Source organism: Kutzneria chonburiensis, assembly GCF_028622115.1.
GTDB lineage: Bacteria > Actinomycetota > Actinomycetes > Mycobacteriales > Pseudonocardiaceae > Kutzneria > Kutzneria chonburiensis.
Genome location: NZ_CP097263.1, coordinates 5511065 through 5535773 on the forward strand (window position 1 = coordinate 5511065; position 24709 = coordinate 5535773).

18 protein-coding genes and 1 pseudogene are annotated in these 24709 nt (G+C 70.7%); 6 read left to right on the plus strand and 13 right to left on the minus strand.

The genetic code is table 11. The annotated features are described in order from the left end of the window. Positions 1-125 precede the first annotated feature (125 nt). Both M3Q35_RS24860 and gltB read right to left on the minus strand, forming a co-directional pair. Complete coding sequence (locus M3Q35_RS24860; protein WP_273934900.1) at positions 126-1631, minus strand: glutamate synthase subunit beta; 1506 nt, start codon at positions 1629-1631, stop codon at positions 126-128. Continuing rightward, positions 1624-6180 (minus strand): glutamate synthase large subunit, encoded by a 4557-nt coding sequence (gltB, locus tag M3Q35_RS24865; RefSeq protein ID WP_273934904.1) that lies wholly within the window; start codon positions 6178-6180, stop codon positions 1624-1626. Before gltB ends, M3Q35_RS24860 begins: the two co-directional genes overlap by 8 nt. A gap of 298 nt (positions 6181-6478) precedes the next feature. Between gltB and M3Q35_RS24870 the strand changes: the two genes are divergently transcribed. The 3 genes from M3Q35_RS24870 to M3Q35_RS24880 are packed head-to-tail and all read left to right on the plus strand — an operon-like array spanning position 6479 to position 9179. Then, positions 6479-7393 carry an ABC transporter substrate-binding protein gene (locus tag M3Q35_RS24870; protein ID WP_273934907.1) on the plus strand — a complete coding sequence of 305 codons (915 nt, stop codon included), beginning with the start codon at positions 6479-6481 and terminating at the stop codon, positions 7391-7393. A 5-nt stretch (positions 7394-7398) separates the two neighbouring features. Then, a complete protein-coding gene (locus M3Q35_RS24875) occupies positions 7399-8409 on the plus strand; it encodes a FecCD family ABC transporter permease (protein WP_273934909.1) in 1011 nt (336 codons plus the stop codon). Next, positions 8406-9179 carry an ABC transporter ATP-binding protein gene (locus tag M3Q35_RS24880; protein ID WP_273934911.1) on the plus strand — a complete coding sequence of 258 codons (774 nt, stop codon included), beginning with the start codon at positions 8406-8408 and terminating at the stop codon, positions 9177-9179. The genes M3Q35_RS24875 and M3Q35_RS24880 overlap by 4 nt, the downstream gene beginning before the upstream one ends. Here M3Q35_RS24880 and M3Q35_RS24885 read toward each other — a convergent pair. Together M3Q35_RS24885 and dctA are read right to left on the minus strand one after the other, a co-directional pair. After that, positions 9110-10411, minus strand: coding sequence for a cation:dicarboxylate symporter family transporter (locus tag M3Q35_RS24885; RefSeq protein ID WP_273934913.1), 1302 nt, complete (start codon positions 10409-10411; stop codon positions 9110-9112). The two genes, M3Q35_RS24880 and M3Q35_RS24885, sit on opposite strands and share 70 nt — an antisense overlap. A gap of 274 nt (positions 10412-10685) precedes the next feature. After that, positions 10686-12005 carry a C4-dicarboxylate transporter DctA gene (dctA, locus tag M3Q35_RS24890; RefSeq protein WP_379794303.1) on the minus strand — a complete coding sequence of 440 codons (1320 nt, stop codon included), beginning with the start codon at positions 12003-12005 and terminating at the stop codon, positions 10686-10688. A 119-nt stretch (positions 12006-12124) separates the two neighbouring features. Between dctA and M3Q35_RS24895 the strand changes: the two genes are divergently transcribed. Together M3Q35_RS24895 and M3Q35_RS24900 are read left to right on the plus strand one after the other, a co-directional pair. Then, on the plus strand, positions 12125-13045 hold the full coding sequence (locus M3Q35_RS24895; protein ID WP_273934916.1) for a TAXI family TRAP transporter solute-binding subunit: 921 nt from the start codon (positions 12125-12127) through the stop codon (positions 13043-13045). Next, the gene (locus M3Q35_RS24900; RefSeq protein WP_273934917.1) at positions 13046-13540 is read left to right on the plus strand and encodes an AAA family ATPase; all 495 of its coding nucleotides are present in this window, start codon (positions 13046-13048) and stop codon (positions 13538-13540) included. Here M3Q35_RS24900 and M3Q35_RS24905 read toward each other — a convergent pair. Then, positions 13537-15945 carry a tetratricopeptide repeat protein gene (locus tag M3Q35_RS24905; RefSeq protein WP_273934919.1) on the minus strand — a complete coding sequence of 803 codons (2409 nt, stop codon included), beginning with the start codon at positions 15943-15945 and terminating at the stop codon, positions 13537-13539. The genes M3Q35_RS24900 and M3Q35_RS24905 overlap by 4 nt on opposite strands. Before the next feature lie 111 nt (positions 15946-16056). Here M3Q35_RS24905 and M3Q35_RS24910 point away from each other — a divergent pair, with 111 nt between their 5' ends. Further along, positions 16057-16422, plus strand: coding sequence for a hypothetical protein (locus tag M3Q35_RS24910; RefSeq protein WP_273934920.1), 366 nt, complete (start codon positions 16057-16059; stop codon positions 16420-16422). Here the strand turns inward: M3Q35_RS24910 and M3Q35_RS24915 are convergent. The 8 genes and pseudogenes from M3Q35_RS24915 to M3Q35_RS24950 all read right to left on the minus strand — a co-directional run bounded on the left by M3Q35_RS24915 (position 16419) and on the right by M3Q35_RS24950 (position 24648). Continuing rightward, positions 16419-17834: a sensor histidine kinase gene (locus M3Q35_RS24915; RefSeq protein ID WP_273934921.1), complete on the minus strand. Its 1416-nt coding sequence runs from the start codon at positions 17832-17834 to the stop codon at positions 16419-16421. The genes M3Q35_RS24910 and M3Q35_RS24915 overlap by 4 nt on opposite strands. Then, on the minus strand, positions 17834-18496 hold the full coding sequence (locus tag M3Q35_RS24920; RefSeq protein ID WP_273934923.1) for a response regulator transcription factor: 663 nt from the start codon (positions 18494-18496) through the stop codon (positions 17834-17836). Before M3Q35_RS24920 ends, M3Q35_RS24915 begins: the two co-directional genes overlap by 1 nt. A 21-nt stretch (positions 18497-18517) precedes the next feature. Continuing rightward, entirely contained in the window at positions 18518-19582 is a 1065-nt protein-coding gene (lgt, locus tag M3Q35_RS24925; RefSeq protein ID WP_273944452.1) for a prolipoprotein diacylglyceryl transferase, read from the minus strand. Positions 19583-19646: 64 nt separating this feature from the next. After that, positions 19647-20417: a tryptophan synthase subunit alpha gene (trpA, locus tag M3Q35_RS24930; protein ID WP_273934925.1), complete on the minus strand. Its 771-nt coding sequence runs from the start codon at positions 20415-20417 to the stop codon at positions 19647-19649. Further along, the gene (gene trpB / locus M3Q35_RS24935) at positions 20417-21628 is read right to left on the minus strand and encodes a tryptophan synthase subunit beta (RefSeq protein WP_273944453.1); all 1212 of its coding nucleotides are present in this window, start codon (positions 21626-21628) and stop codon (positions 20417-20419) included. Before trpB ends, trpA begins: the two co-directional genes overlap by 1 nt. A gap of 24 nt (positions 21629-21652) precedes the next feature. Next, a pseudogene (trpC, locus tag M3Q35_RS24940) lies at positions 21653-22456 on the minus strand (indole-3-glycerol phosphate synthase TrpC); the annotation flags it as partial. Between the two features lie 127 nt (positions 22457-22583). Next, positions 22584-23126 (minus strand): Trp biosynthesis-associated membrane protein, encoded by a 543-nt coding sequence (locus M3Q35_RS24945; protein WP_273934928.1) that lies wholly within the window; start codon positions 23124-23126, stop codon positions 22584-22586. Then, positions 23119-24648: an anthranilate synthase component I gene (locus M3Q35_RS24950; RefSeq protein WP_273934930.1), complete on the minus strand. Its 1530-nt coding sequence runs from the start codon at positions 24646-24648 to the stop codon at positions 23119-23121. The genes M3Q35_RS24945 and M3Q35_RS24950 overlap by 8 nt, the downstream gene beginning before the upstream one ends. Positions 24649-24709: the final 61 nt, after the last annotated feature.

The following is a 24709-nucleotide window of genomic DNA, read 5'->3' on the forward strand; positions in this document are numbered from 1 at the left end:
TTCGCTTTCCGCCCACTCGTCGCCGTCAGGCAGCCACAAAGAAGGCAATCGCGCGGCGCAGGCGCACAACGCAACCACCGATCCGGCTGCCGGGCAGAAAAGGACCCGCACGGCAGCCGGAGCGACTAGACGACGGCCAGCGGCAACAAGTTGGGCTGGACCGGGGAAGGGAGCTCGGAGGAGCCGGTGAGGTGGCGGTCGACGGCGTGGGCGACGGAGCGGCCCTCGGCGATGGCCCAGACGACGAGGGAAGCGCCGCGGTGGGCGTCGCCGCAGGCGAAGACGCCGGGGGTGGAGGTCTGCCACGCGGAGTCGACGGAGAGGGTGTTGCGGGGGGACAACCCAATGCCCAAGCCGTCCAACAAAGGCATCTGCTCGACGCCCTCGAAGCCGATGGCGAGCAGGACGAGGTCGGCGGGGATGACCTCGATCTCGTCGGAGACGGGCTCGACGACACGGCGACCATCCGCATCGCGCCCCACGCGGACCTGGCGGAGTTCGATGGAGCGGACGTGGCCGTCGGCGTCGCCGACGAAACGCTGCACGGCAACGGAATGCATGCGGGAGCCGCCCTCGTCGTGGGCGGGGTAGTTGCGGATGATCAACGGCCAGGTGGGCCAAGGGGAGACGGAGAAGTCCTGAGTGGACGGAGGCTCGGGGTACTGGTCGAGCTGCACGACGGAAGCGGCGCCCTGGCGGTGGGCGGTGCCGAGGCAGTCAGCAGCGGTGTCGCCGCCGCCGATGATGACGACATGCCGGCCGGCGGCGTCGACGGAAGTGGGACCGTCGCCCTCGCACGCACGGTTGGCGGGGACAAGGTGCTCCATGGCCAAATGCACGCCGGCCAAACCACGCCCGGGGATCTCCGGTGCGTCACGGCCGCGAAGGGCGCCGACGGCGAGAACGACGGCGTCGTAAGAAGACTGGAGCTGCGACACGGTGAGGTCGACGCCGACCTCGCACGAGGTGACGAAGCGGGTGCCCTCGGCGCGAAGCTGGGCGAGCCGACGGTCGAGGACCTTCTTCTCCATCTTGAACTCGGGGATGCCATAGCGCAGCAAACCGCCGAGACGGTCGTCCCGCTCGTACACGGTGACGTCATGGCCGGCGCGGGTGAGCTGCTGGGCCGCAGCGAGGCCGGCGGGACCGGAGCCGACGACGGCGACGCGCTTGCCGGACGCCACGGCGGCCTGGCGGGGCGGGACAAGGCCGCTTTCCCAAGAGACGTCGGCGATGGTCTGCTCGACGCGCTTGATGGCAACGGCACCACCGGCGGCGGGGGTGGCGTTGAGAACACACGCCGCCTCGCACGGGGCGGGGCAGAGACGTCCGGTGAACTCGGGGAAGTTGTTGGTGGCGTGCAAGCGATCCCCGGCCTGGGACCAGTCACCCCGACGCACCAGGTCGTTCCACTCGGGGATCAGGTTGCCGAGGGGGCAACCGGCGGTTCCGCTGTGGCAGAAGGGAATGCCGCAGTCCATGCAACGACCGGCCTGGGTGCGCACCTGCTGCTCCCGCTCGGCCGAAGCCAACGGGGCGTAGACCTCGGCCCAGTCGTGCACACGCTCGGCGGCGGGCCGCTTGGGGGCCTCGGCCCGGGCGAACTTGAGAAAACCGTTCGGGTCAGCCACGGGACGCCTCCATGATCGCCTCGTCGACGTCGCGGCCCTGGGCCCGGGCCAGTCGCATCGCCTCCAACACACGCTGATAGTCCCGCGGCATCACCTTGGTGAAGCCGGCGGAACGCCGCGGCCAGTCGCCCAACAGCGACGCGGCCACCGCGGAACCGGTGAGCTTGTGGTGCCGCTCAACGGTTTCGCGCAACCACCGCAGGTCGTCGGCATTGGGCCGCTGAAGGTCGACCATGTCGGTGTTGACGAGCATCGGGTCGAGCTCGAGCACGTAGGCGATGCCGCCGGACATGCCGGCCGCGAGGTTGCGGCCGGTAGGCCCGAGCACGACGGCGCGACCACCGGTCATGTACTCGAAAGCGTGATCACCGACGCCCTCTGACACGGCGACCATGCCGGAGTTGCGCACGCAGAAGCGCTCGCCGACCCGACCGCGCAGGAAGATCTCGCCGCCGGTCGCGCCGTAGCCGATCACGTTGCCGGCGATCACCTGCCGCTCGGCGGCGAACGGCGCGTCCTCATGCGGACGCACGATGATCCGCCCGCCGGACAAGCCCTTGCCGACGTAGTCGTTGGCGTCGCCGATGAGCTCGACGGTGACACCGCGAGGAATGAACGCCCCGAGCGACTGTCCGGCGGAGCCGGACAGGGTCACGTGAATGGTGTCCTCGGGCAGGCCGTCGCCACCGTAGCGACGAGTGACCTCGGACCCGAGCAGGGTGCCCACGGTCCGGTTCACGTTGCGCACGGGCAGTTCCAGCCGCACGGGATGGGCGTCCTCAAGGGCGGCCTCGGCCAACTGGATCAAAGTGCGGTCCAGGGCGTGCTCAAGGCCATGGTCCTGACCACGCAGCCGCCGCCGGGCGGAGCCGTAGCGGGTCGCGGCGGGCACCTCGAAGACCGGGGAAAGGTCCAGCCCCTTGGCCTTCCAGTGCTCGACGGCCTCATCGGTGTCCAGCAGCTCGGCGTGCCCGATGGCCTCGTCCAGGGTGTGGAAGCCAAGCTCGGCCAGGATTTCCCGGACTTCCTCGGCCACGAACTGGAAGTACTGCTCGACGAACTCCGGCTTGCCGGTGTAACGCTCGCGCAGCACGGGGTTCTGGGTGGCCACGCCGACCGGACAGGTGTCCAGGTGGCAGACGCGCATCATCACGCAGCCGGCGACCACCAGCGGCGCGGTGGCGAAGCCATATTCCTCCGCACCGAGCAGAGCGGCGACGATGACGTCACGGCCGGTCTTCATGGCCCCATCGACCTGCACGGTGATCCGGTCGCGCAAACCGTTGAGCATCAAGGTCTGCTGGGTCTCGGCCAGGCCGATCTCCCACGGCGTTCCAGCGTGCTTCAACGAGTTCAGCGGCGAAGCGCCGGTGCCGCCGTCGTGCCCGGAGATCAGCACGACGTCGGCATGGGCCTTGGCCACGCCGGTGGCGACCGTGCCGACACCGAGCTCGGACACCAGCTTCACGTGGATGCGGGCCTGCTCGTTGGCGTTCTTCAGGTCGTGGATCAGCTGCGCCAGATCCTCGATGGAGTAGATGTCGTGGTGCGGCGGCGGGGAAATGAGACCCACACCGGGCGTGGAATGCCGGGTGCGCGCGATCCACGGGTACACCTTGTGCGCGGGCAGCTGGCCGCCCTCGCCGGGCTTCGCGCCCTGCGCCATCTTGATCTGGATGTCGTCGGCGTGCACGAGGTACTCGCTCGTCACGCCGAACCGTCCACTTGCGACCTGCTTGATGGCGGAACGCCGTGCCGGGTCGTAGAGCCGGTCGGCGTCCTCGCCGCCCTCGCCGGTGTTGGACCGGCCGCCGATGCGGTTCATGGCGATGGCCAGCGTCTCGTGTGCCTCGGCCGAGATCGAGCCGTACGACATGGCGCCGGTGTTGAAGCGCTTGAGGATCGACTCGACGGGCTCGACCTCCTCCAACGGAACCGGGGTTCGGTCGGAGGCGAACTTGAACAGGCCGCGCAGCCCGCCGCCCTCGCGGACGAGCCGCTCGACCTCGGCGGTGTACTGCTTGTAGACCTCGTTGCGGCGGGTCTTCGTGGCGTGCTGCAACAGGAACACGGTTTCCGGCGTGAACAGGTGCAGCTCGCCCTCACGGCGGTACGCGTACTCGCCGCCGACCTCCAGCCGCCGGTGCGACCGGTCGGCCGGGTTGTCGGGGTAGGCGCGGTGGTGCCGGACGGCGACCTCGGCGGCCAGCTCGTCCAGCGACACGCCGCCGAGCTTGGAGTGGGTGCCGGTGAAGTACTCGTCCAGCAACGGTTCCGCGATGCCGACGGCCTCGAAGACCTGGGCCGCGGTGTAGGCGCCGACCGTCGAGATGCCCATCTTGGACATGATCTTCAAGACGCCCTTGACCAGCGCCGTGACATAGCGGCGGATGGCCACCCGCGGCTCGATGTGGGCGATGGCGTGCTGGCTGATCAGGTCTTCGATGGTCTCGAAGGCCAGGTACGGGTTGACCGCGGCGGCACCGTAACCCAGTAGCAGCGCCACATGGTGCACCTCACGGCAGTCGCCGGTCTCGACCACGAGCGCCACCCGCAGCCGCTCCTTGGTGCGAACGAGGTGGTGGTGCACGGCGGAAACCAGCAGCAGCGAGGGAATCGGGGCCATGCGGTGGTCGGAATCGCGGTCCGACAAGACAAGCGTGCGCGCGCCGGCGGCGATCGCCTCGGACGCCTGGCGGCGCACCCGCTCGATCGCGGCGGCCAACGCCGCGCCACCACCGTCCACTTCGTACAGTCCGGAAAGGACGGTGCAGGCAAAGCCGGGCAGGTTGCCGTCGTCGTTGACGTGGATGAGCTTGGCCAGCTCGTCGTTGTCGATGACCGGGTACGGCAGCCCGATGTGCCGGCAGGAGGCCGGTCCCGGGTCGAGCAGGTTCTGCTCCGGGCCCATCACGCGGGACACCGAGGTGACGATCTCCTCGCGGATGGCGTCCAGCGGCGGGTTGGTCACCTGCGCGAAGTTCTGCACGAAGTAGTCGTAGAGCAGCCGGGATCGCTTGGACAGCGCGGCGATCGGGGTGTCGGAGCCCATCGAGCCGATCGGCTCGGCGCCGGTCTCGGCCATCGGGCCGAGCAGGATGCGCAGCTCTTCCTCGGTGTAGCCGAAGGTGAGCTGCCGGCGCACCACGGACTCGTGGCTCTGCATCACGTGCTCACGGTCGGGCAGGTCGGCCAGCTCGAGCAGGCCGGCGTGCAGCCACTCGTCGTACGGCTGCTTGGCGGCCAGGCTGTCCTTGACCTCGTCGTCGTCGACGATGCGACCGGCAAGGGTGTCCACCAGGAACATACGGCCGGGCTGCAACCGCCCCTTGGCCACCACGCGGTGCGGCGGCAGGTCGAGCACACCGGCCTCGCTGGCCAGCACCACGCGGTCGTCGTCGGTGCGCCACCAGCGGGCCGGGCGCAGGCCGTTGCGGTCCAACACCGCGCCGACCAGCGTGCCGTCGGTGAAGGTGACGCAGGCCGGGCCGTCCCACGGCTCCATCAGGCTGGCGTGGAACTGGTAGAAGGCGCGGCGCTTGGGGTCCATGGTGGCGTGGTTCTCCCACGCCTCGGGGATCATCATCAGCACTGCGTGCGGCAGCGAGCGCCCGCCGAGGTGCAGCAGCTCCAGCACCTCGTCCAGGGAGGCCGAGTCCGAGCCGTCGCCGTCGACGATCGGGTACAGCCGGGCCAGGTCGCCGGGGATGAGGTCGCTGGCCAGCAGCGACTCACGGGCGCGCATCCGGTTCCGGTTGCCGCGAATGGTGTTGATCTCGCCGTTGTGGGCCACGTAGCGGAACGGGTGGGCCAGCGGCCACGACGGGAACGTGTTGGTGGAGAACCGACTGTGCACCAACGCGATGGCGCTGGTCAGCCGGGAGTCGACCAGGTCGGGGAAGAACGCCGGCAGCTGGCCGGTGGTGAGCATGCCCTTGTACACCAGCGTGCGCGCGGACAGCGACGGGAAGTAGGCGCCGACGCCGGCGACCACGCTGTCCCGCTCGGACCGCTTGCGCAGGCAGAAAGTCAGTCGGTCCAGGTCCACATCGGACGGACGAACGCCGTCCGCGTCGGCGATGCCGGCGACCACGAGCATGGCGAAGTGCGGCATGACTGAGCGCGCGGTCGGGCCGACGCCGGCGGCCTCCGGGTCGACCGGCACGTCACGCCAGCCCAGCACCTCCAGGCTTTCCTCGCCGGCGATCCGCTCGATCAGCTCGACGGCCCGAGCCCGCTCCTCGGCCTCGGCCGGCAGGAAAGCGATGCCGGCGGCGTACTCGCCGGCCTTGGGCAGCGCGAACTCGCACACGTCCCGCAGCAGCGCGTCCGGCACCTGCAACAGAATGCCCGCACCGTCACCACTGGTCGGCTCGGCGCCCGCGGCCCCACGGTGCTCGAGATTGGCCAGCGCGGTCAGGGCATCCACCACGATGCCGTGCGACCGCCGCCCTTTGATGTCGGCCACCATGGCCACACCGCAGGCATCCCGTTCCGCGCTCGGGTCGTACAGGCCCTGTCGGCCGGGAAGGGCGGAGAAGATCGTCACGGGTCGAGACCTCCCTCGTCGTCCTTTTGCTTGCGCATCTCGGGACGACGGTGGCCCGTGGTTGACAAAACCTTAACAGTCACGAAACGCCGAGGCACCATCAAACGGGTGATCTCGAACCGCGATCCGTAACGATCTGGGCTGACCGGACGACATTGCCGCGGACTTCAACCAGAAACTTCGGTCGGCGAAGCATAGCCGACACACAGGCGTGCTGCGCGCGATCAAGCCGTCACGATTCAGTTCGCACCACCCGTGATTACGGTCACACGCCGCAGTCACTTGATAGCGTCCGGTCGTGAACCGCACAATGTCCGCCCTGTTCGTCGTGGCCGCGCTGGCCCTGACCGGCTGCGCGACCCACAGCGAGCCCGCTACCGGCACCAACACCCCGGCCGCCGGTTTCCCCGTCACCGTGACGCCGACCGGCGGCAAGGCGGTGACCATCGCCACCCGGCCGACGCACATCGTGTCGCTGAGCCCGGCCAGCACCGAGGACCTGTTCGCCATCGGGGCCGGTCAGCAGGTCACCGCGGTGGACAAGCTGTCGGACTTCCCGGCGACCGCCCCCAAGAGCGATCTCGACGCGTACAAGCCGAACGTCGAGGCCATCGCAGCCCGCAAACCCGATCTGGTGATCGTCTACAGCGACACCAACAACCTCGTTGCCGGGCTTGAGCAGCTCAAGCTGCCGGTGCTGCTGCTCAAAGCCGCCACTTCGCTGGACGACGCCTACGGGCAGCTAGCGCTGCTAGGAAAGGCCACCGGGCACAGCGCCGAGGCGGACAAGCTGGTCGGCGACATGAAGTCGCAGATCGCCGACGTGGTGGCCAAGACCGCGAAAAAACCGCTGAGCTATTTCCACGAGTTGTCCGCGGACGGCTACACCGTGACGTCGAAGACCTTCGTCGGCCAGGTGTACGGCTTGTTCGGCCTGCGCAACGTGGCCGACGCCGCCGGCGGCGCGGGTGACTACCCGCAGCTGTCGGCCGAGCAGGTGGTGGCCGCCGACCCGAACCTGATCTTCCTGGCCGACACCACCTGCTGCCAGCAGAGCGCCGCGACCGTGGCCGCCCGTCCGGGCTGGGGCACGCTCAAGGCCGTACGTAACGGCAATGTCGTTACTTTGGACGACAGCGTGGCCTCCCGCTGGGGCCCGCGCGTGGTCGACCTGGTCAAGGCGGTCGCGGCCGCCGTGCAGAAGGCTTCCTGACGATCATGGCCAGGCCGACCCGGCTGGCCTGGTGGCATCTCCTCATCACGCTGGTCGTGCTGGTCGCGGTGGCGGTCGGCGCGGTGCTGCTGGGCGCGATCGACCTCGGCTGGCAGCGGGTGCTGGCCGAGGTCTGGGCCCAGCTGACCGGCGGCGTCTCGCCGCTGAGCGAGCAGGAGTCGGCCATCCTGTGGCAGCTGCGGATGCCGAGGGTGGTGCTCGCCGGCCTGGTCGGGGCGGCGCTGGCCTGCTCGGGCGCGACGTTCCAGGGCGTGTTCCGCAACCCGCTGGCCGACCCCTACCTGCTCGGCGCGGCCGCCGGCGCGGGCATGGTCGTGACGATCGTCGTCGTGCTCGCGCCCGGGGCCGGCGTGGCCTTCCTGCCGGCGGCGGCGTTCGTCGGCGCGCTCGGCGGCGTGGCCCTGACCTGGGGACTCGGCCGCTCGGCCGGCGCCGGCACGGCCACCCTGCTGCTGGCCGGAGTTGCCGTGGCGTCATTCCTGACCGCCGTGCAGACCTTCGTGCAGCAGTTGAACACCCTTACGCTGCAACAGGTCTACGGCTGGATCCTGGGTGGACTGTCCACCGGGGGCTGGAGCCAGGTGCTGTCCGCCTTGCCCTATCTGGCGGTTGCCCTGACCGTGCTGTGCACCTGTTCGGGCCTGCTGGACGTGCTGACGCTGGGCGACGAGGAAGCGTCGTCGCTGGGCGTGCGGCCGGGTGTGGTGCGACTGATCGTGCTGGGCGCGGCGTCGCTGGCCACCGCCGCCGCGGTTTCGGTGAGCGGCTTGATCGGATTCGTGGGAATCGTTGTGCCGCACGTGATTCGGTTGCTGTTCGGGGCCAGTTACCGCGTTGTCGTTCCAATGTCGCTGGCCGGCGGCGCCATTTTCCTCATCCTCGCCGACATCGTCGCCCGCACCGCGCTGGCCCCGGCGGAATTGCCGATCGGCGTGGTGACCGCGTTTACCGGCGCGCCGTTCTTCGTTCTCGTGCTCCGAAGGAGACAGTCGTGACCGCGCTGCGGCTGGCCGCCGTGACCGCCGGCTATCGGGGCCGGACCGTGGTGCGGGACGTGAGCGCGCACGTGCCGGCCGGCAGCTGGCTGGCGGTCATCGGCCCGAACGGGGCCGGCAAGTCGACCCTGCTGAAGTCGATCGCCGGCCTGGTCCCGTCCACCGGTGACGTGTCGGTTGACGGCCGTTCCGTTGCGGCGCTTGGACATCGTGAGCGGGCCCGGCTGATCGGCTACGCCCCGCAGACGCCGTCGCTGCCCGAGGGCCTGACCGTCACGGACTACGTGCTGCTGGGCCGGACGCCGCATCTCGGACCGCTGGGCCGCGAGAGCCGGTCCGATCTGGACCTGGTCTCCGGTGTGCTGGCCAGACTGGATCTGGGAAAACTGGCTGACCGTCCACTGAGGACACTGTCCGGCGGCGAGCGGCAGCGGGCGGTGCTGGCCCGGGTGCTGGCCCAGCAGGCCGGCGTGCTGCTGCTGGACGAGCCGACGACCGGCTTGGACATCGGCCACGCCCAGGCGCTGCTGGAACTGGTCGACCAGCTGCGCAAGGCCGACGGCACCACGGTCGTCAGCACCCTGCACGACCTCACGCTGGCCGCCCAGTACCCGGATCGCGTGCTGCTGCTGGACGGCGGTGACGTGGCGGCGGTCGGCACGCCGGCCGAGGTGCTGACCGCCGACCGCCTCTCCCGGCACTACGCCGCGTCGGTCACCGTGCTGACCGGCCCCGACGGCAGCCTGGTGGTCGCGCCGACCCGGCGGTGAGCCAGCACCTCCCGCAGCCGATCGCGGTCCAGCTCCCCCTGCCAGCGGGCGATCACCAGGGTGGCCACGCCGTTGCTGATCACGTTGATGGTCGACCGCGCCTCGGACATGAACCGGTCGATGCCGACCAGAAGGGCAATGCCCACAACGGGAATCGCCGGGTTGTCGAACGCCTGCAAGGACGCGGTCAGCGTGATCAGGCCGGCCCCGGTGACGCCGGCCGCACCCTTGCTGGAGACCAGCATGAACGCCACCAGGCCCAGTTGCGTCGGCAGGCTGACCGTGTGCCCGGTGGCCTGCGCGATGAACAGCGAGCCGAGCGTGAGGTAGACGCAGATGCCGTCCATGTTGAACGAATACCCGGCCGGCACCACCATTCCCACCACCGACCGGCTCACGCCGGCGTTCTCCAGCTTGGTCATCAGCCGCGGCAGCACGGTCTCGCTGGACGACGTGCCGACCACGACCAGGATCTCGTCGGACAGGTACCGGATCACCTTGAAGACGTTGAAGCCGGCCAGCCGGGCCACCAGCCCCAGGATGACCACGACGAACACGATGCACGTGACCCAGAACGTCACCACTAGCAACGCTAGATTTCCGAGCACGCGGCCACCGAACGCCCCGACCGTGTAGGCGATGCCGCCGAACGCGCCGACCGGGGCCACGTACATGATCGCCTTGATCAGCTGGAACATGAGCTGTGCCAACAACTCCAGGCCCCGCACGATCGGCGTGGCCCGCGGGCCGAGCCCGCTCAGGGCGATGGCCACCAGCACGGCGATCACCAGCACCTGGATCGGCTGGCTGCCGGTGAACGCGCCGACGAACGAGGTCGGCACCAGGCTGAGGACGAAGTCGGTGATGCTGGTGCTGGTCGCCTCGGCCGACTTGATGGTGGCCTGCGCCAACGTGGGATCGGCCGCGATGTTCAGCCCGTCGCCCGGCCGCAGCACGTTGCCGACGACCAGGCCCAGCAGCAACGCAATCGCCGTCATGGCCAGGAAATAGCCCATGGCCCGCGCCGCGAGGCCGCCGGCTCGAGCCAGGCTGCCCAGCCTGGCGATGCCGACGACGACGGTCAGGAAGATGGTCGGCGCGGTGACCACCTTGACCAGGTCGAGGAAGAGATCCGCCAGCCACTTCGAGCCGGCGGCCTGCTTCGGGAACGCCAACCCGAACACGGCCCCCAGCGCGATGGCGGTCAACACCCAGACGTAGAGCCTTCGCATGACGCGAAGAATGGCCCCGGACGGGGACAGGGGTCCCGTCCGGAGACCACCCGACGCGGCGGATGTACCCGTACGGACCGGATACCGCGCAAACAGGAAAGGTCGGCGTGCCGTCGGCAGGAGGGACCACCGGCACGCCGACCCAGGTGTGGAAGGCGTGGGTCGCGACCTCGGGACGTCACGACCCACGCCACCGAAAGGGCCCTGCCTGTGACCCTCCCGGCAACGCCCCGCCGCGGCCGAAGTCGGGGGTTCGGCCGCGACGGCGCGGGTCCTACGGTGTTCCGGCCAGCTCCTCGGCGGCGCGCTCGACGTCGACCGAGGTCGGGTTGTCCAACACCTGCTTGAGCCGGTCCCGGTCCAGCTCGCCCTGCCAGCGGGCGATGACCAGGCTGCCGACGCCGCTGCCGATCACGTTGGTCAGCGCGCGGGCCTCGGACATGAACCGGTCGATGCCGACGATGAGCGCGATGCCCACGACCGGGATGACACTGCCGAACGCGCTCAGCGAGGCGGCCAGCGTGACCAGACCGGCGCCGGTGACGCCGGCCGCGCCCTTGCTGGAGATCAGCATGAACAGCAGCAGCCCGATCTGGGTGCCGATGCCGATGTCGTGGCCGGTGGCCTGGGCGATGAACAGCGCGCCCATGGTCAGGTAGATGCAGGTGCCGTCCAGGTTGAACGAGTAGCCGGTCGGCACGGTCAGGCCGACCACCGAGCGGCTCGCGCCGGCCGCCTCCAGCTTGGTCATCAGCCGCGGCAGCACCGTCTCGCTGGACGAGGTGCCCAGCACGATCAGCAGCTCGTCCTTGATGTAGCGCAGGAACTTGAAGACGTTGAAGCCGACCCAGCGGGCGATCAGGCCCAGCACCACCACGATGAACAGGATGCAGGTCAGGTAGAACGAGACCATCAGGAAGGCCAGGCTGCCCAGGATCTTGCTGCCGAACGCGCCGACCGTGTAGGCGATGCCGCCGAACGCGCCGATCGGGGCGACCCACATGACCGCCTTGATCACGCTGAACATGAGGGCCTGCAACGACTCCAGCGCCCGCAGGATCGGCTTGCCGCGCTCGCCGAGTCCGGAGATGCCGATCGCGACGAACACCGCGACCACCAGCACCTGGATCAGCTGGGGCTGGGTGAACGCGCCGACCAGCGAGCTCGGCACCAGGGAGAGGATGAACTCGGTGACCCCCTCGCTGGCCGCGCCGGCCTGCTTGAGGGTGCTGTCGGCGGCCTTCGGGTCGACGTGCAGGTTCAGGCCGTGGCCCGGCTGTAGCAGGTTCACCACGACCAGGCCGATGACCAGCGCGACCAGGGTCATCACGATGAAGTACGCGATCGCGCGCAGCGCCAGCCCGCCGGCCTTGGCCAGGTTGCCCAGGCTGGAGATGCCGACCACCACGGTCAGGAAGATGATCGGCGCGGTGACCATCCTGATCAGGTTCACGAACAGGTCGGCCAGCCATTTCGAGCCGGCGGCCTGGTGCGGGAAGACGAGCCCGAAGATGATGCCCAGCACGATGGCCGCGATCACCCAGAAATACAGCTGCCGGAACCACGGTCTACGGGCGGCGGTCGCCGTCGACATGCCCTACTCCTTCACCCGTCAGTGGGAATTGCAGTGATACTTGGCACACACTTACCGTGCTTCAAGGTTGCAAGGCGAAACTTTGGGTTCACCTGACGTTGACGGCTACCCTTCCTGCCATGCTGGACCGGCGAGCGTTCCTGCTGGCCGCCCTCGGCGTCGGCGCCGCGGCGGCCTGCTCCGGCCCGCAGGCGCCCCAATTGGCCAAGCTCGTGATGCTGACCGGCCCGCCCGGCGCGGTGTTCCGCGAGCTCGGCGCGTCGCTGGTGACCGCACTGAAACCGCACCTGCCGGACACGATGATCACCGCCCGCGAGACCGGGTCGTCGGTCGACAACCTGCGGCTGCTGGCCGAGGGCGGCGGGCAGCTCGGGCTGGCCTCCATCGACGCCGTGGAGAGCACCGGCCAGGCCCCGCCCGGGATCAGCGCCATCGGCCGGGTCTACGACAGCTTCCTGCACCTGGTGGTGCTGGCCGACTCGCCGATCAACTCGTTCGCCGACATCGACGGCCGCACGGTGTCGCTGGGCGCGCCCGGTTCCAGCACCGGCTTCACCTCCGACCGGCTGCTGGAGTTGACCGGCGTCAAGCCGGTCGGCCGGCAGATGAGCCAGTCCGACGGGGCCAAGGCGCTGGCCGACCGGTCCCTGGACGCGATGCTCACGCTGACCGGGATTCCCACGCCGGCCATCACCGACCTGGCCGGCAAGCGGTCCATCCGGCTGGTGACGCTGAAGGCCGAGGCCGCGCTGCTGGCCACCCACTACCCCGGGCCGTACGTGCCGGCGACCATTCCGACCACGACGTACGTGAACGTGCCGCCGTGCGAGACGGTGGCCGTGCCCAATCTGCTGTTGACCCGCAACGACCTGCCCGACGACGTCGTGCGCATCGTCACCGAGACCGTGTTCACCGAGGTCTCGGCCATCACCAAGGGGCATCCCGAGGCCAGCCACATCAACGTCCGTACCGGGATCGCCACCGGCATCGTGCCGCTGCACCCGGGCGCGGCCGGCTGGTTCCGGGATGTGAAGCGCTGAATGCTGTTGCTGCTCAACGGTCCGCCCGGGGTCGGAAAGTCCACTGTGGCCGCTCGTTACGTCGATGACCACCCGCTGGCTTTGAACCTCGACATCGACGTGCTGCGAGCCCAACTCGGTCGGTGGCAGGACGATCTCACGTCGGCCGGGCTGGCGGCCCGGGACCTGGCGGTGGCGATGGCCCGCACGCATCTGCTGGCCGGGCACGACGTCGTCGTGCCGCAGTTCCTCGGCCGGCCCGAGTTCATCGACCGGCTGGCGGCGCTGGCCGTCGACGTGGGCGTGCGCTTCGTCGAGGCGATTCTGTTGGACAGCAAGGAGAATACGCGGCGGCGGTTCCAAGAGCGCGACGATACCAGCAAGGCCGTCGACCCGCTGGAATTGTCCACAATGTACGACCGGCTGCTGGCGCTGGCCGAGACCCGTCCACAGGCCCGGATCGTGCCCACGACCGACATCGACGGCACCTATGCCCGCCTGCTGGCCGTTCTCTAGAGCAGCCGGCGGACGGTGTCGGCGGCCGGGGAGTCCAGGTCTGTGTACAACGTGAGGGCCTGTTCCAGATGCTCACGTGAGTCCAGGGCCCGGCCGAGGCCCGCATGCGCGCGAGCCTGCTGGTCGAGGGCCCCGATCTGCGTCGCGACGGCCAGGGCCTCGCTGTGGTGGACGGCATCGGCCGTCTCGCCGAGGCCGTTGAGGGCGTAGGCCTCGCCGTCCCGGTCCTCGATCTCACGGAAGATTTCCAAGGCCTGCCGGTACTTCTCGGCGGCGAGCTCCGGTTCCCCGAGTGCGTTGTGCAGAGTGCCGAGGCCCTCGACCGTCCATGCCTCGCCGTCGCGATCGCCCAGTTCGCGGTGGATGGCCAGGGCCTGGTCGAAGTGACGCCGGGCATCCGCGCTGTGGCCCGTGCACACCTCGACCGAGGCGAGACCGCTCAGCGCCCAGGCCTCGTCGTCACGGTCGCCGAACCGCCGGCACACGGCCAAAGCCTGCCTCAGGTGGTCGGCCGCCGCCTCGTACTGGCCGAGCCGCTCCTCGACGCCGCCGAGGTTGATCAGCACCCTGGCCTCGCCCATCTCGTCGCCGGCCTGCCGGCACAACGCGGCCGCCTGGCCGTAGTGCTCGGCGGCCAGTTTGTAGCGGCACAGTCGGGTGTCGGCCACGCCGAGATTGGTCAGCGCCCGGGCCTGGCCGGCCCGGTCGCCCGTCTGCCAGAACAGGGAAAGAGCCTGTTCGAGCCGGTCGACGGCCTGCTCCAGGTTGCTCAGCTGGAGATGCGTTGCCGCCAGCTCGGTCGCCGCCCGGGCCTGCACGGCCGGGTCGCCGCCGCGGCCGGCGGCGTCGTGGGCCCGGCCGTGGACGATCAGCGCATCGGCGAAGTAGCCGGTCGAGAGGTAGCGGAACAGGATGCTGGACAACCGAATCGTGTGGCTGGGCCAGCCGTGGTCGGCGGCGTACGAGGCGACCGCGACCAGGTTGGGCCGCTCGGCGTCCAACCACGCGAGGGCATCGCCCACTGTGGACAGTGCGGGAACCTCGGGCTGGCGGTGCGCGTCGGCCGGGTACAGCGTCGCCGCCGCGAGGGCGGCCGCGCCGAGGTAGTGGTCGAACAGACGGGTCAGCGCGGCCTGGCGCTCGGCGGGCGGGTCCTCGTCGGCCGCCCGGGCCACGGCATAAGCCCGGACCAGGTCGTGGCACGTGTAGCGGCCGGCGGCGTCCCGCTGCACGAGATGGTCGTGGTGCAGGAGATCCAGCTCCGTTTGGATAACCGCCGGGTCGGTGTCGGCCAGCGCGGCAACGGCGTGCGGCTCGAACTCCGGCCCGGGATGCAGCGCGGCCAGCCGCAACAGGCGCCGGCGCGGCGCGGGCAGACTTCGGTAGGACAGGTCGAGGGCCAGTTCCACGCCACTGTCCAGGCGATGGTCGCGGTGGCGTTCGTCGAGCCGGTCGGCGTGGTCGGCCAACGTCCAGCCCGGCGTGGCGCGGATGTGCCCGGCGACGAGGTCGAGGGCCAGCGGCAGATGGCCGCAGCGCCGGGCGATCCGGGTCATGGCCGCCGGATCCGGGTCGAGGTCGGGCAGCGCGTGACCGAGGAACGCCAACGACTCCGGCGGCGTGAACAGGTCGATGGTCACGCGGCGCAGCCCGGCCAGGCGGCGACGACTCGTGACCAGGGCCAGGCCCGCATCACCGGGCAACAACGGCTCGATCTGCGACTCGTCGGCCGCGTTGTCCAGGATCACCAACGCTTCCGTGAGCCGGGACCGGTACTCGGCCACCCGGGCGTCGAGGTCGGCGCCGATCTTGTGGCCGGGCACGCCCAGCAGCCGCAGGAAGCCGTCCAGCACGGCCCCCGGATCGGCCGGCGGCTGCTCCGGGTCGAAACCGCGCAGGTCGACGAACAGGACCTGGTCGCGGGCCAGCAGATGCCCGACGTGCACGGCCAGCTCCGTCTTGCCGACGCCGGCCATGCCCTCGATCACGGCCAGCCGGCTTTCCCGCAGCACCGCGATTTCCGCTTCGCGGCCGACAAATCCGGGCGGATCCGGCGGCAGTTCGCCGTGCACGCGGACCTGCGCCGCCGCCCGGGCCTCGCCGCCGACGACCCGCAGCGCCTGCCGCCACTGCGCGACATAGCCGACGTCCGGGTTGAGCGCCTGCACGACGGCCAGCACCAGATCGGTGTTCAACCGCCGCCGGCCGGTGCGGAAGCAGTCCACCACCGTGGTCTTGCCGGCCTGCTCGGTGTCGGGACGGCCGGCCTCGCGCCAGGCCGCGTTGACCCGGGCCGTGATGCGCTCGTACGAGAGATCGCCGGCCCAGAGCTTCAACTGCCGCAACGCGATGACGAGGTCGTCGAGCGCGCGGGCCCGTCCCGGATCGGGCGGCTGGTCGGCCATGGCCCCACGCTAACCAGTCGCGGTCGCCGGCGTTCGGATTCGGTCGGATTCCCCGGCCGGTTCTCCATCCGTCGCACATTTGCCCCGTCGGTATCCACGGGAGGGGAACACATGAGACCGTCCATCGCCGCACTCGCCGTCGGCGCGGCCGCCGCGCTCATCTCGATCGGTGGCGGGGCCGTCGCCGAGGCTGCACCCGCCGCCCCGGCGTCGACGCCGGCCACCTGCCCGTCCTCGGGCTCCGGCGACGTCATCGTCACGACCACCACGCTCACCGTACGGACCGGGCCCGGCACCAACTACGCCGCCCAGGGCGCCGCGGTCCACGGCGGCGACGTGCTGTTCTGCAGCCCCGTACGGGCCGGCGGCCGCTACACCGCCTGCGGGCACAGCAACGCCAACGGCTGGATCCCCGTGTACCGGGGCAGCCGCATCGGCTGGGGCTACATCGCCAGCACCTGCGTCTCGGACTACTAACCCCCACCCCCGCGAGTCCCGCTCTCAGACACACCGAAATACGGTTTCAGGCAGAACTGCCTGAAACCGTATTTCGGTGTGCCGCTAAGCGGGACTCGCGGGGTTATCACGACGTCGAGGCCGGGGTTGGCGTCGTCGAGGCGGAGGGTGCCGCCGGCGGCGGCCACGAGGTCGGCGCAGATGGCCAGGCCGAGCCCGGTGCCGCTGACGTTCTGGTGCTGCGGGGAACGCCAGAACCGGTTCAGGGCCTGGATTCGGTCGTCCGCGCTCAGGCCGACGCCGTTGTCGGCGACGTGCAGCTCACCGTCCACGAAGAACACTCGAACGGTGGTGCCGCCGGACAGCCGGGCGGCGTTGGCCACGAGCTCGTCCAGCACGCTGCCGTAGGAGACCGGAACCCGTTGCCCCGCAGGCACATCGGTCTCCACGGCCAGGCCGAGGTGCTGCCACTTGGGCAGGTGCACGGACACCAGCAGCGCGAGGTCGACGGTCTCGGCGGCGGCGTCCAGCCGGGTCGCGGCCAGCAGCGCGTCGAGCACGTTGCCCATCTCCTGGGCCTCCTCGACGGCGATCTGGTGCGCCTCACGGGCGAACTCCTCGCCGGGCAGGTGCGGCTCCAGGTTGTCGACGGCCAATCGCAGGCTGGCCAACGGATTGCGCAGCTGGTGGGAGGCGTCGGCGACGAAGTCGCGCTGCCGGCGCATGGCCGTGTTGACCACGTCCACCATGGTGTTGAAGGAATTGCTGAGCCGCCGCAGCTCGGGCGGCCCGCTCACGTCGTCCACATGGGTGTCGACGAGGCCGCCGGCGATGGCGGCGGTGGCCTCGTCCAGCCGCCGGATCGGCCGCAGGATCCAGCGCGACACCGGCCACGCCGCGGCGATCACGGCCAGCAGCGGCAGCACACCCAGCAGGGCCCGCCATCCCCACTGGGACAGGATGTCGGACCGCAGCCGGTCGGTCGGCGACACGGCCACCACCGCCGCCACGACCTCGCTGTCCCGGCCCACCGGCTCCACCACGACCAGCGGCGCCGGCTCCCACGGCATCACGGCGTCAGGCGGGCTGGGACGGTAGCCGGAGAAGGCGGCGGTCAGCCCGGCGGCCACGGCCGGGTCGGTGAGATCGGGCCGCTGCCGGGACGCGAACAGCACCTTGCCGCCGGGCTGCACCAACGCCACCGGAATGCCGTACAGCTGGTCGTAGCGGCTCAGCTCGTCCTGCAACGCCTCGGTCCGCCCCGAGGTCAGCGCCGTCTCGGCCAGCGTGGCGAACCGGCTCACGTCGGCCAGCCGGTCCAGGTACGTCGTCTGCGTCTCGCGCTCGGCCACGGCGTTGCCCAGCGGCAGGCCCAATGCCGCGCCCAGCAGCAACAGCAGCGGGATGAGCACCAACAGCAGCCGGCGCAGCATCAGCCCACCAGGCGGTAGCCGACGCCCCGCACGGTCTCGATCCGCACCCGCCCGCCGAGCTTGCCGCGCAGCGCCGCGACGTGCGTGTCCAACGTCCGGGTCGGCGCCTCCCACGACGCCTGCCAGACCTGGTCCATGATCAGGTCCCGGCTGACCACCTGGCCCGGCCGCGCGGCCAGCAGGGCGAGCAGGTCGAACTCCTTGCGGGTCAACGCCAATTCGCGACCCTCGACCGTGACCGCCCGGGTGGCACTGTCCAGTCGCAACGGTCCGACCTCGACCAGCTCGGCGTCCACGACCTCGCCTCGGGCCGACCGCGTCCGCCGCAGCACGGCCTCGATACGGGCCAGCAGCTCAGCCGTGCCGAACGGCTTCACCACGTAGTCGTCGGCCCCGGTGCGCAGGCCCAGCACCCGGTCGCGTTCCTCGCCGCGGGCGGTCACGGCGATCACGGCCGTGCCGGCATCGCGCCGCAGCCGGCGCAGCACCTCGATGCCGTCCCCGTCCGGCAGACCCATGTCGAGCAGCACGACATCGGCCGGCGGCGAGCTCAGCGCGTCGGCCACCGTGCCCACCCGGTGGACGTCGTAGCCGGCGTGGCGCAGCGCCGTCACCAGGCCCCGCGCCACCCGGTCATCGTCCTCGACGACGAGGATCCGCATGGACAGCGATGGTAGGCGCAATCAGCTCTTGCGCTCGGCGGCCTCTTCGACGCGGGTCTCGTCCGACTCCGAGGCCGGCTCCGACGAGTCCTCGGCCTTGGCCGGCTCCTCGACCTTGTCGCCCTCGGGCTCCTCGACGGCGTCCTCGTCGACAGCCTTCTCCGAAGGCTCGTCGCCATCTTCGGCGGCGTCCCCGGCCGCGGCACTCAGACCGGCCTCGTGCGCCTCGCGAATGGCGACCAGGTCCTCACGCGGCCCCCGGTTGCGCGCCACGATCATGTACACGACCGCGCCGATGAACACGATGCCCGCGACGAAAACGTTGATGCGGACGCCGAACACGTGCGTCGCCTCGTCGTTGCGCATGAGCTCGATCCAGAACCGGCCCGCCGTGTAGGCCGCGACGTACAGCGCGAACGCCCGGCCGTGGCCCAGCTTGAACTTCCGGTCGGCCCACACCACGACCAGCGCGACCCCGACGTTCCACAGCAGCTCGTACAGGAAGGTCGGGTGCACCAGCTCGGTCGGCGGGCCCTGGGCCACGCCGTTGATCAGGTCGGGGACGCCGGTGGCCGGGTCGACCCGGTTGTAGATCTCCAGCGCCCACGGCACGTCGGTGGCCCGGCCGTAGAGCTCCTGGTTGAAGTAGTTGCCGATACGGCCGATGGCCTGGGCCAGCACGATGCCGGGCGCGATGGCGTCGGCCACCGCCGGCAGCGGGATGCCACGCCGCCGCGCGCCGATCAACGCGCCGACGCCGCCCAGCGCGATGGCCCCCCAGATGCCGAGGCCGCCGTTCCAGACGTACAGCGCCGCGATCGGGTTGCCGCCGGGGCCGAAGTAGGTCCGCCAGTCGGTGGCCAGGTGGTACAGCCGGCCGCCGACCAGGCCGAACGGCACGGCCCAGACCGCGAGGTCGGTGATGAAGCCCTTCTGGCCGCCGCGGGCCTGGAAGCGCTTCTCGCCCCACACGATCGCCACGATGATGCCGGCGATGATGCAGAGCGCGTAGGCCCTGATCGGGATCGGGCCGAGGTGCCACACGCCCTGGGGCGGGCTGGGGAAGCTGGCCAGGTTCACGGTAATCGGCACGGGGCCCACCGTACTTGAGGCCTTGTGACGGCTGTGCCCCGGCCGGGTCCGGATCAGGTCACAAAGTGGGGACCACCGGGTTGCGGACGCCGTCGGCCAGCTCCTTGGCCAGCGCGGCCACGCCTGAGTCACCCTCGGCCGACCTGGTCACGAAGGCCGAGCCGACGATGACCGCGTCGGCGAAACCGGCCAGTTCGGCCGCCTGCGCCCCGGATTTCACGCCGAGGCCGACGCCGACCGGCAGGTCGGTGTGCGCGCGGACCCGGGCCACCAGTTGCGGGGCGGCCGAGCCGACGGCGTCCCGTGCGCCGGTCACGCCCATCACGGACGTGGCGTACAGGAAGCCGCTGCTGGCCGCGGCGGTCATCACGATGCGCTCCTCGGTCGAGGACGGCGCGACCAGGAAGATCCGGTCGAGGGCGTGGGCCTGCGACGCCGCCATCCACTCCGCGGCCTCGTCCGGCACCAGGTCCGGCGTGATGATGCCGAGGCCGCCGGCCGCGGCCAGGTCACGGGCGAAGCGGTCGACGCCGTAGTGGTAGATCGGGTTCCAGTAGCTCATGACCACGGCCTTGCCGCCGGCCGCGGACACCGACTCCACGACCTCGAAGACGTGCCGCAGCCGGAAGCCGTTGGCCAGGGCCTGGTCGGCGGCGGCCTGGATGGTCGGGCCGTCCATCACCGGGTCCGAGTAGGGCACGCCCACCTCGACCAGGTCGCAGCCGCCGTCGATCATGGCCTTGAGCAGCGACTTCGAGCCCTCGACGGTGGGGAAGCCGGCCGGCAGGTAGCCGATCAGCGAAGACCGTCCCTCGGCGAGCAGCGACATCAGGACTCACTCTCCGGCACGAGGTTGAAGAACTTGTTGGCGGTGCCCATGTCCTTGTCGCCGCGACCGGACAGGTTCACCAGGATCACGCCGTCCGGCCCGAGTTCGCGGCCCAGCACCAGCGCGCCGGCCAGCGCGTGCGCGGACTCGATGGCCGGGATGATGCCCTCGGTGCGGGACAGCAGCATCATCGCGTCCATCGCCTCGGCGTCGGTCACCGGCCGGTACTCGGCCCGGCCGATGTCCTTGAGGTACGAGTGCTCCGGGCCGACGCCCGGGTAGTCCAGGCCGGCCGAGATGGAGTACGCCTCGACCGTCTGGCCGTCCTCGTCCTGGAGCAGGTACGAGCGGGCGCCGTGCAGCATGCCGGGCGTGCCCTCGGTCAGGGTCGCGCCGTGCTCGCCGGAGTCGATGCCGTGCCCGCCGGGCTCCAGGCCGACCAGCCGGACCTCGGGGTCGTCGAGGAAGCCGTGGAAGATGCCGATGGCGTTGGAGCCGCCGCCGACGCAGGCCGCGACCACGTCGGGCAGCCGGCCGGTCAGGTCGAGGCACTGCTGGCGGGCCTCGATGCCGATGATGCGGTGGAAGTTGCGCACCATCACCGGGAACGGGTGGCCGCCGGCCGCGGTGCCGAGCAGGTAGTGGGTGTCGTCGACGTTGGCCACCCAGTCCCGCAGGGCCTCGTTGATGGCGTCCTTCAACGTGCGGGAGCCGGTCTTGACCGGGATGACCTCGGCGCCGAGCAGCCGCATCCGGGCCACGTTGAGGGCCTGCCGCTCGGTGTCGACCTCGCCCATGTAGATCACGCAGTCCAGGCCCATCAGCGCGCAGGCGGTGGCCGTGGCCACGCCGTGCTGGCCGGCGCCGGTCTCGGCGATGACCCGCTTCTTGCCCATGCGCTTGGTGAGCAGGGCCTGGCCGAGGACGTTGTTGATCTTGTGCGAGCCGGTGTGGTTGAGGTCCTCGCGCTTGAGCAGGATCTTCGCGCCGCCGGCATGCTCGCCGAACCGCTTGGCCTCGGTCAGCAGCGAGGGCCGGCCCGCGTAGTCGCGCAGCAGGCGGTCGAACTCTCCGGTGAACTCCGGGTCGAGGCGGGCCTTCTCGTACACCGCGGTGAGCTCGTCCATCGCGGCGATCAGCGCCTCCGGCATGAAACGGCCGCCGTACTCGCCGAAGTAGCCCCGCTGATCCGGATCGTGCTTGTCGGTCATGACTCCCCAGAAGTGCTGGTTACCGGCTGGGCCGGGGCAGGCCGGGTGCGAGCCGGCGGTGACGAGCTGGGTCACGGCCGCCTTCGGGTCGCCGCTGGTGATCAGGCTTTCACCGACCAGCACCGAGTCCGCGCCCGCGCCGGCGTAGGTCATCAGGTCGCCGGGGCTGCGCACGCCGGACTCGGCCACCTTGTAGGTGTCGAACGGCAGGCCGGGGGCCAGCCGGCTGAACATGTCCCGGTCCACCTCGAGCGTGTGCGGGTTGCGCGCGTTGACGTCGAGCACCTTGGCGCCGGCCTCCAGCGCGCGGTCGCACTCCTCGGCGTTGTGCACCTCGACCAGCGCGACCATGCCCAGCGACTCGACACGGTCCAGCAACGCCTCGAGCGCGTTCTGCTCCAGCGCGGCCACCATCAGCAGCACCATGTCGGCGCCGTGCGCCCGCGCCTCGTGCACCTGGTACGGACTGACGACGAAGTCCTTGCACAGCAACGGAACATTGACCGCGGCCCGCACCGCGGCCAGGTCGGCCAGCGAGCCGCCGAAGTGCCGCTGCTCGGTCAGCACGCTGATCACCCGCGCGCCCGCCGCCTGGTATTCCCTTGCCAGCTCGGCGGGATCGAGCACCGGGGCCAGCTCGCCGCGGCTCGGGCTGCGCCGCTTGACCTCGGCGATGACGCCGATGCCGGGCGCGTTCAGCGCGGTCATCACGTCCCGCGGCGCCGGGGCCGCGGCCGAACGTTCCTTGATGACCTCGAACGGGATTTCGGCCTGACGCACGGCCAGATCGGCGCGGACGCCGTCGATGATCGAGTCGAGCACGGTCACGCCAACTCCCCTTCCCGCCGAAACGATGCTAACCCCGCGATGGATCCGGCACGTACGGCGGGTCACCAATGGACACCCTGGTAGTCAAGGCCCTATCCGATAACAATCACGCCGCGTGCCGCTTCCGTCACTGACTGGCGGTGGGGTCCGAGCCGCTGTCCAACTGCTGCCAGAGCTCCCGGTCCGGGTCGCTCACCCGCCTGGCCTGCGCCGGAGCCTGGTATTTGGCCCCGAGCCGGGGCATCTTGTGCCCGGACCGGACCAACAGGACACCGGCCAGCGTCACCGCCAGCCCGGCCAGCACCGCCACGCCGTGACCCGCCGAGATGGTGGCGAACGGGTAGGCGCTCGGGTGTTGGGCGAAGATCTCGTCGACGCCGTCGAAGGCCAGCCAGACCGTGCCCACGCCGACCAGGAACACCACGCCGCCGGCGATCCGCCGCACCAGGCCGCCGGTCGCCACCACGCCGGCGATCAGGGCCAGCGCCAGCAGGGCCAGCGGCACCAGCGCGGCTTCCCGCTCCGAGCCGTTGAGCCTGGTGGTGACGACCCCGGTCAGCGGGTCGCTGTGCTGCGTCCAGGACCACGTCATCAGCGACGACACCCAGAGCAGCAGTGCGGCCAGCGCCAGCAGGCCCACCACCGTCCAGAGTGGACGCCGCTCAGACATCGGCGGTCACCGACTCGCGGGCCGGCCGCAGCGTCTCCGCGGTGGCGATGGCGGCCAGCACGGCGCGGGCCTTGTTCAGGCACTCGGTGTCCTCGGACTGCGGGTTCGAGTCGGCCACGATGCCCGCGCCGGCCTGCACGTAGGCCACACCGTCCCGGACAAGGGCGGTGCGGATGGCGATCGCCGTGTCGCCGTCGCCGGCGAAGTCCAGGTAGCCGACGATGCCGCCGTACAGGCCGCGCCGGGTCGGCTCCAGCTCCTCGATCAGCTCCATGGCCCGCGGCTTGGGCGCGCCGGACAGCGTGCCGGCCGGAAAGCAGGCGGCCATCGCGTCGAAGGCCGTCTTGCCCTCGTCCAGCTCGCCGGTGACGGTGGAGACGATGTGCATGACGTGGCTGTACCGCTCCACCCTGAAGAAGTCGACCACGTGCACCGAGCCCGGCCGGCAGACCCGGCCCAGGTCGTTGCGGCCCAGGTCGACCAGCATCAGGTGCTCGGCCCGCTCCTTGGCGTCGGACAGCAGGTCCTTCTCCAGCATCGCGTCCTCGTCGGCGTCCACGCCGCGCCAGCGCGTGCCGGCGATCGGGTGCGCGGTCGCCTTGCCCTCGCGCACCGTGACCAGCGCCTCCGGGCTGGCCCCGACGATGTCGAAGCCCTCCAGCCGCAGCAGGTACATGTACGGGCTGGGGTTGGTCGTGCGCAGCACCCGGTAGACGTCCAGGGCGTCGGCCGTGGTGTCCATCTCGAACCGCTGCGACAGCACCACCTGGAACGCCTCGCCCGCGCGGATGGCCTCCTTGGCCGTCTCCACGGCCGCGCCGTACTCCTCGGACGTGCGGCGGCGGCGCATGCGCACCTCGGCCGGCCGCAGCACCGACGACGTCGGCGGGGCCTCGGTGGACAGCTCCTCGGTCATCCGGTCCAGGCGGCGCACGGCGTCGTCGTACGCCGCGTCCACCCGCTCCGGGGAGTCGTCCCAGTTGACGGCGTTGGCGATCAGCGTGATGGCGCCGGAGTGGTGGTCCAGCGCGGCCAGGTCGGTGGCCAGCAGCATGACCATCTCGGGCAGCTGGAGGTCGTTCTCGGCCAGCTCGGGCAGCCGTTCCAGGCGGCGGACCGCGTCGTAGCCGACGAAGCCGACCATGCCGCCGGTCAGCGGCGGCAGGTCCGGCAGCGGGTCGGTGCGCAGGATCTCGATGGTGTCGCGCAGCGCCTGCATCGGGTCGCCGCCGCTGGGCAGGCCGACCGGCGGCGTGCCGGTCCAGGCCGCCTCGCCGTCGAGCACGGTCAGCGCCGCCGGGCTGCGGACGCCGACGAAGGACCAGCGCGACCAGGAGCGGCCGTTCTCGGCCGATTCCAGCAGGAAGGTGCCCGGCCGGTCGGCGGCTAGCTTGCGGTACACCCCCACCGGCGTCTCGGCGTCCGCCAGCAGGCGGCGGACGACCGGGATGACCCTGCGCTGCGCCGCCAGCGCGCGGAACTCCTCGCGGCTGGGACTGACCTCCCCGAAGGCACTGACCATGACCGTCATTCTGCCGTGCGGTTGACGCGCGGCGGATACGACCCTAGATTTCAATGGTTGT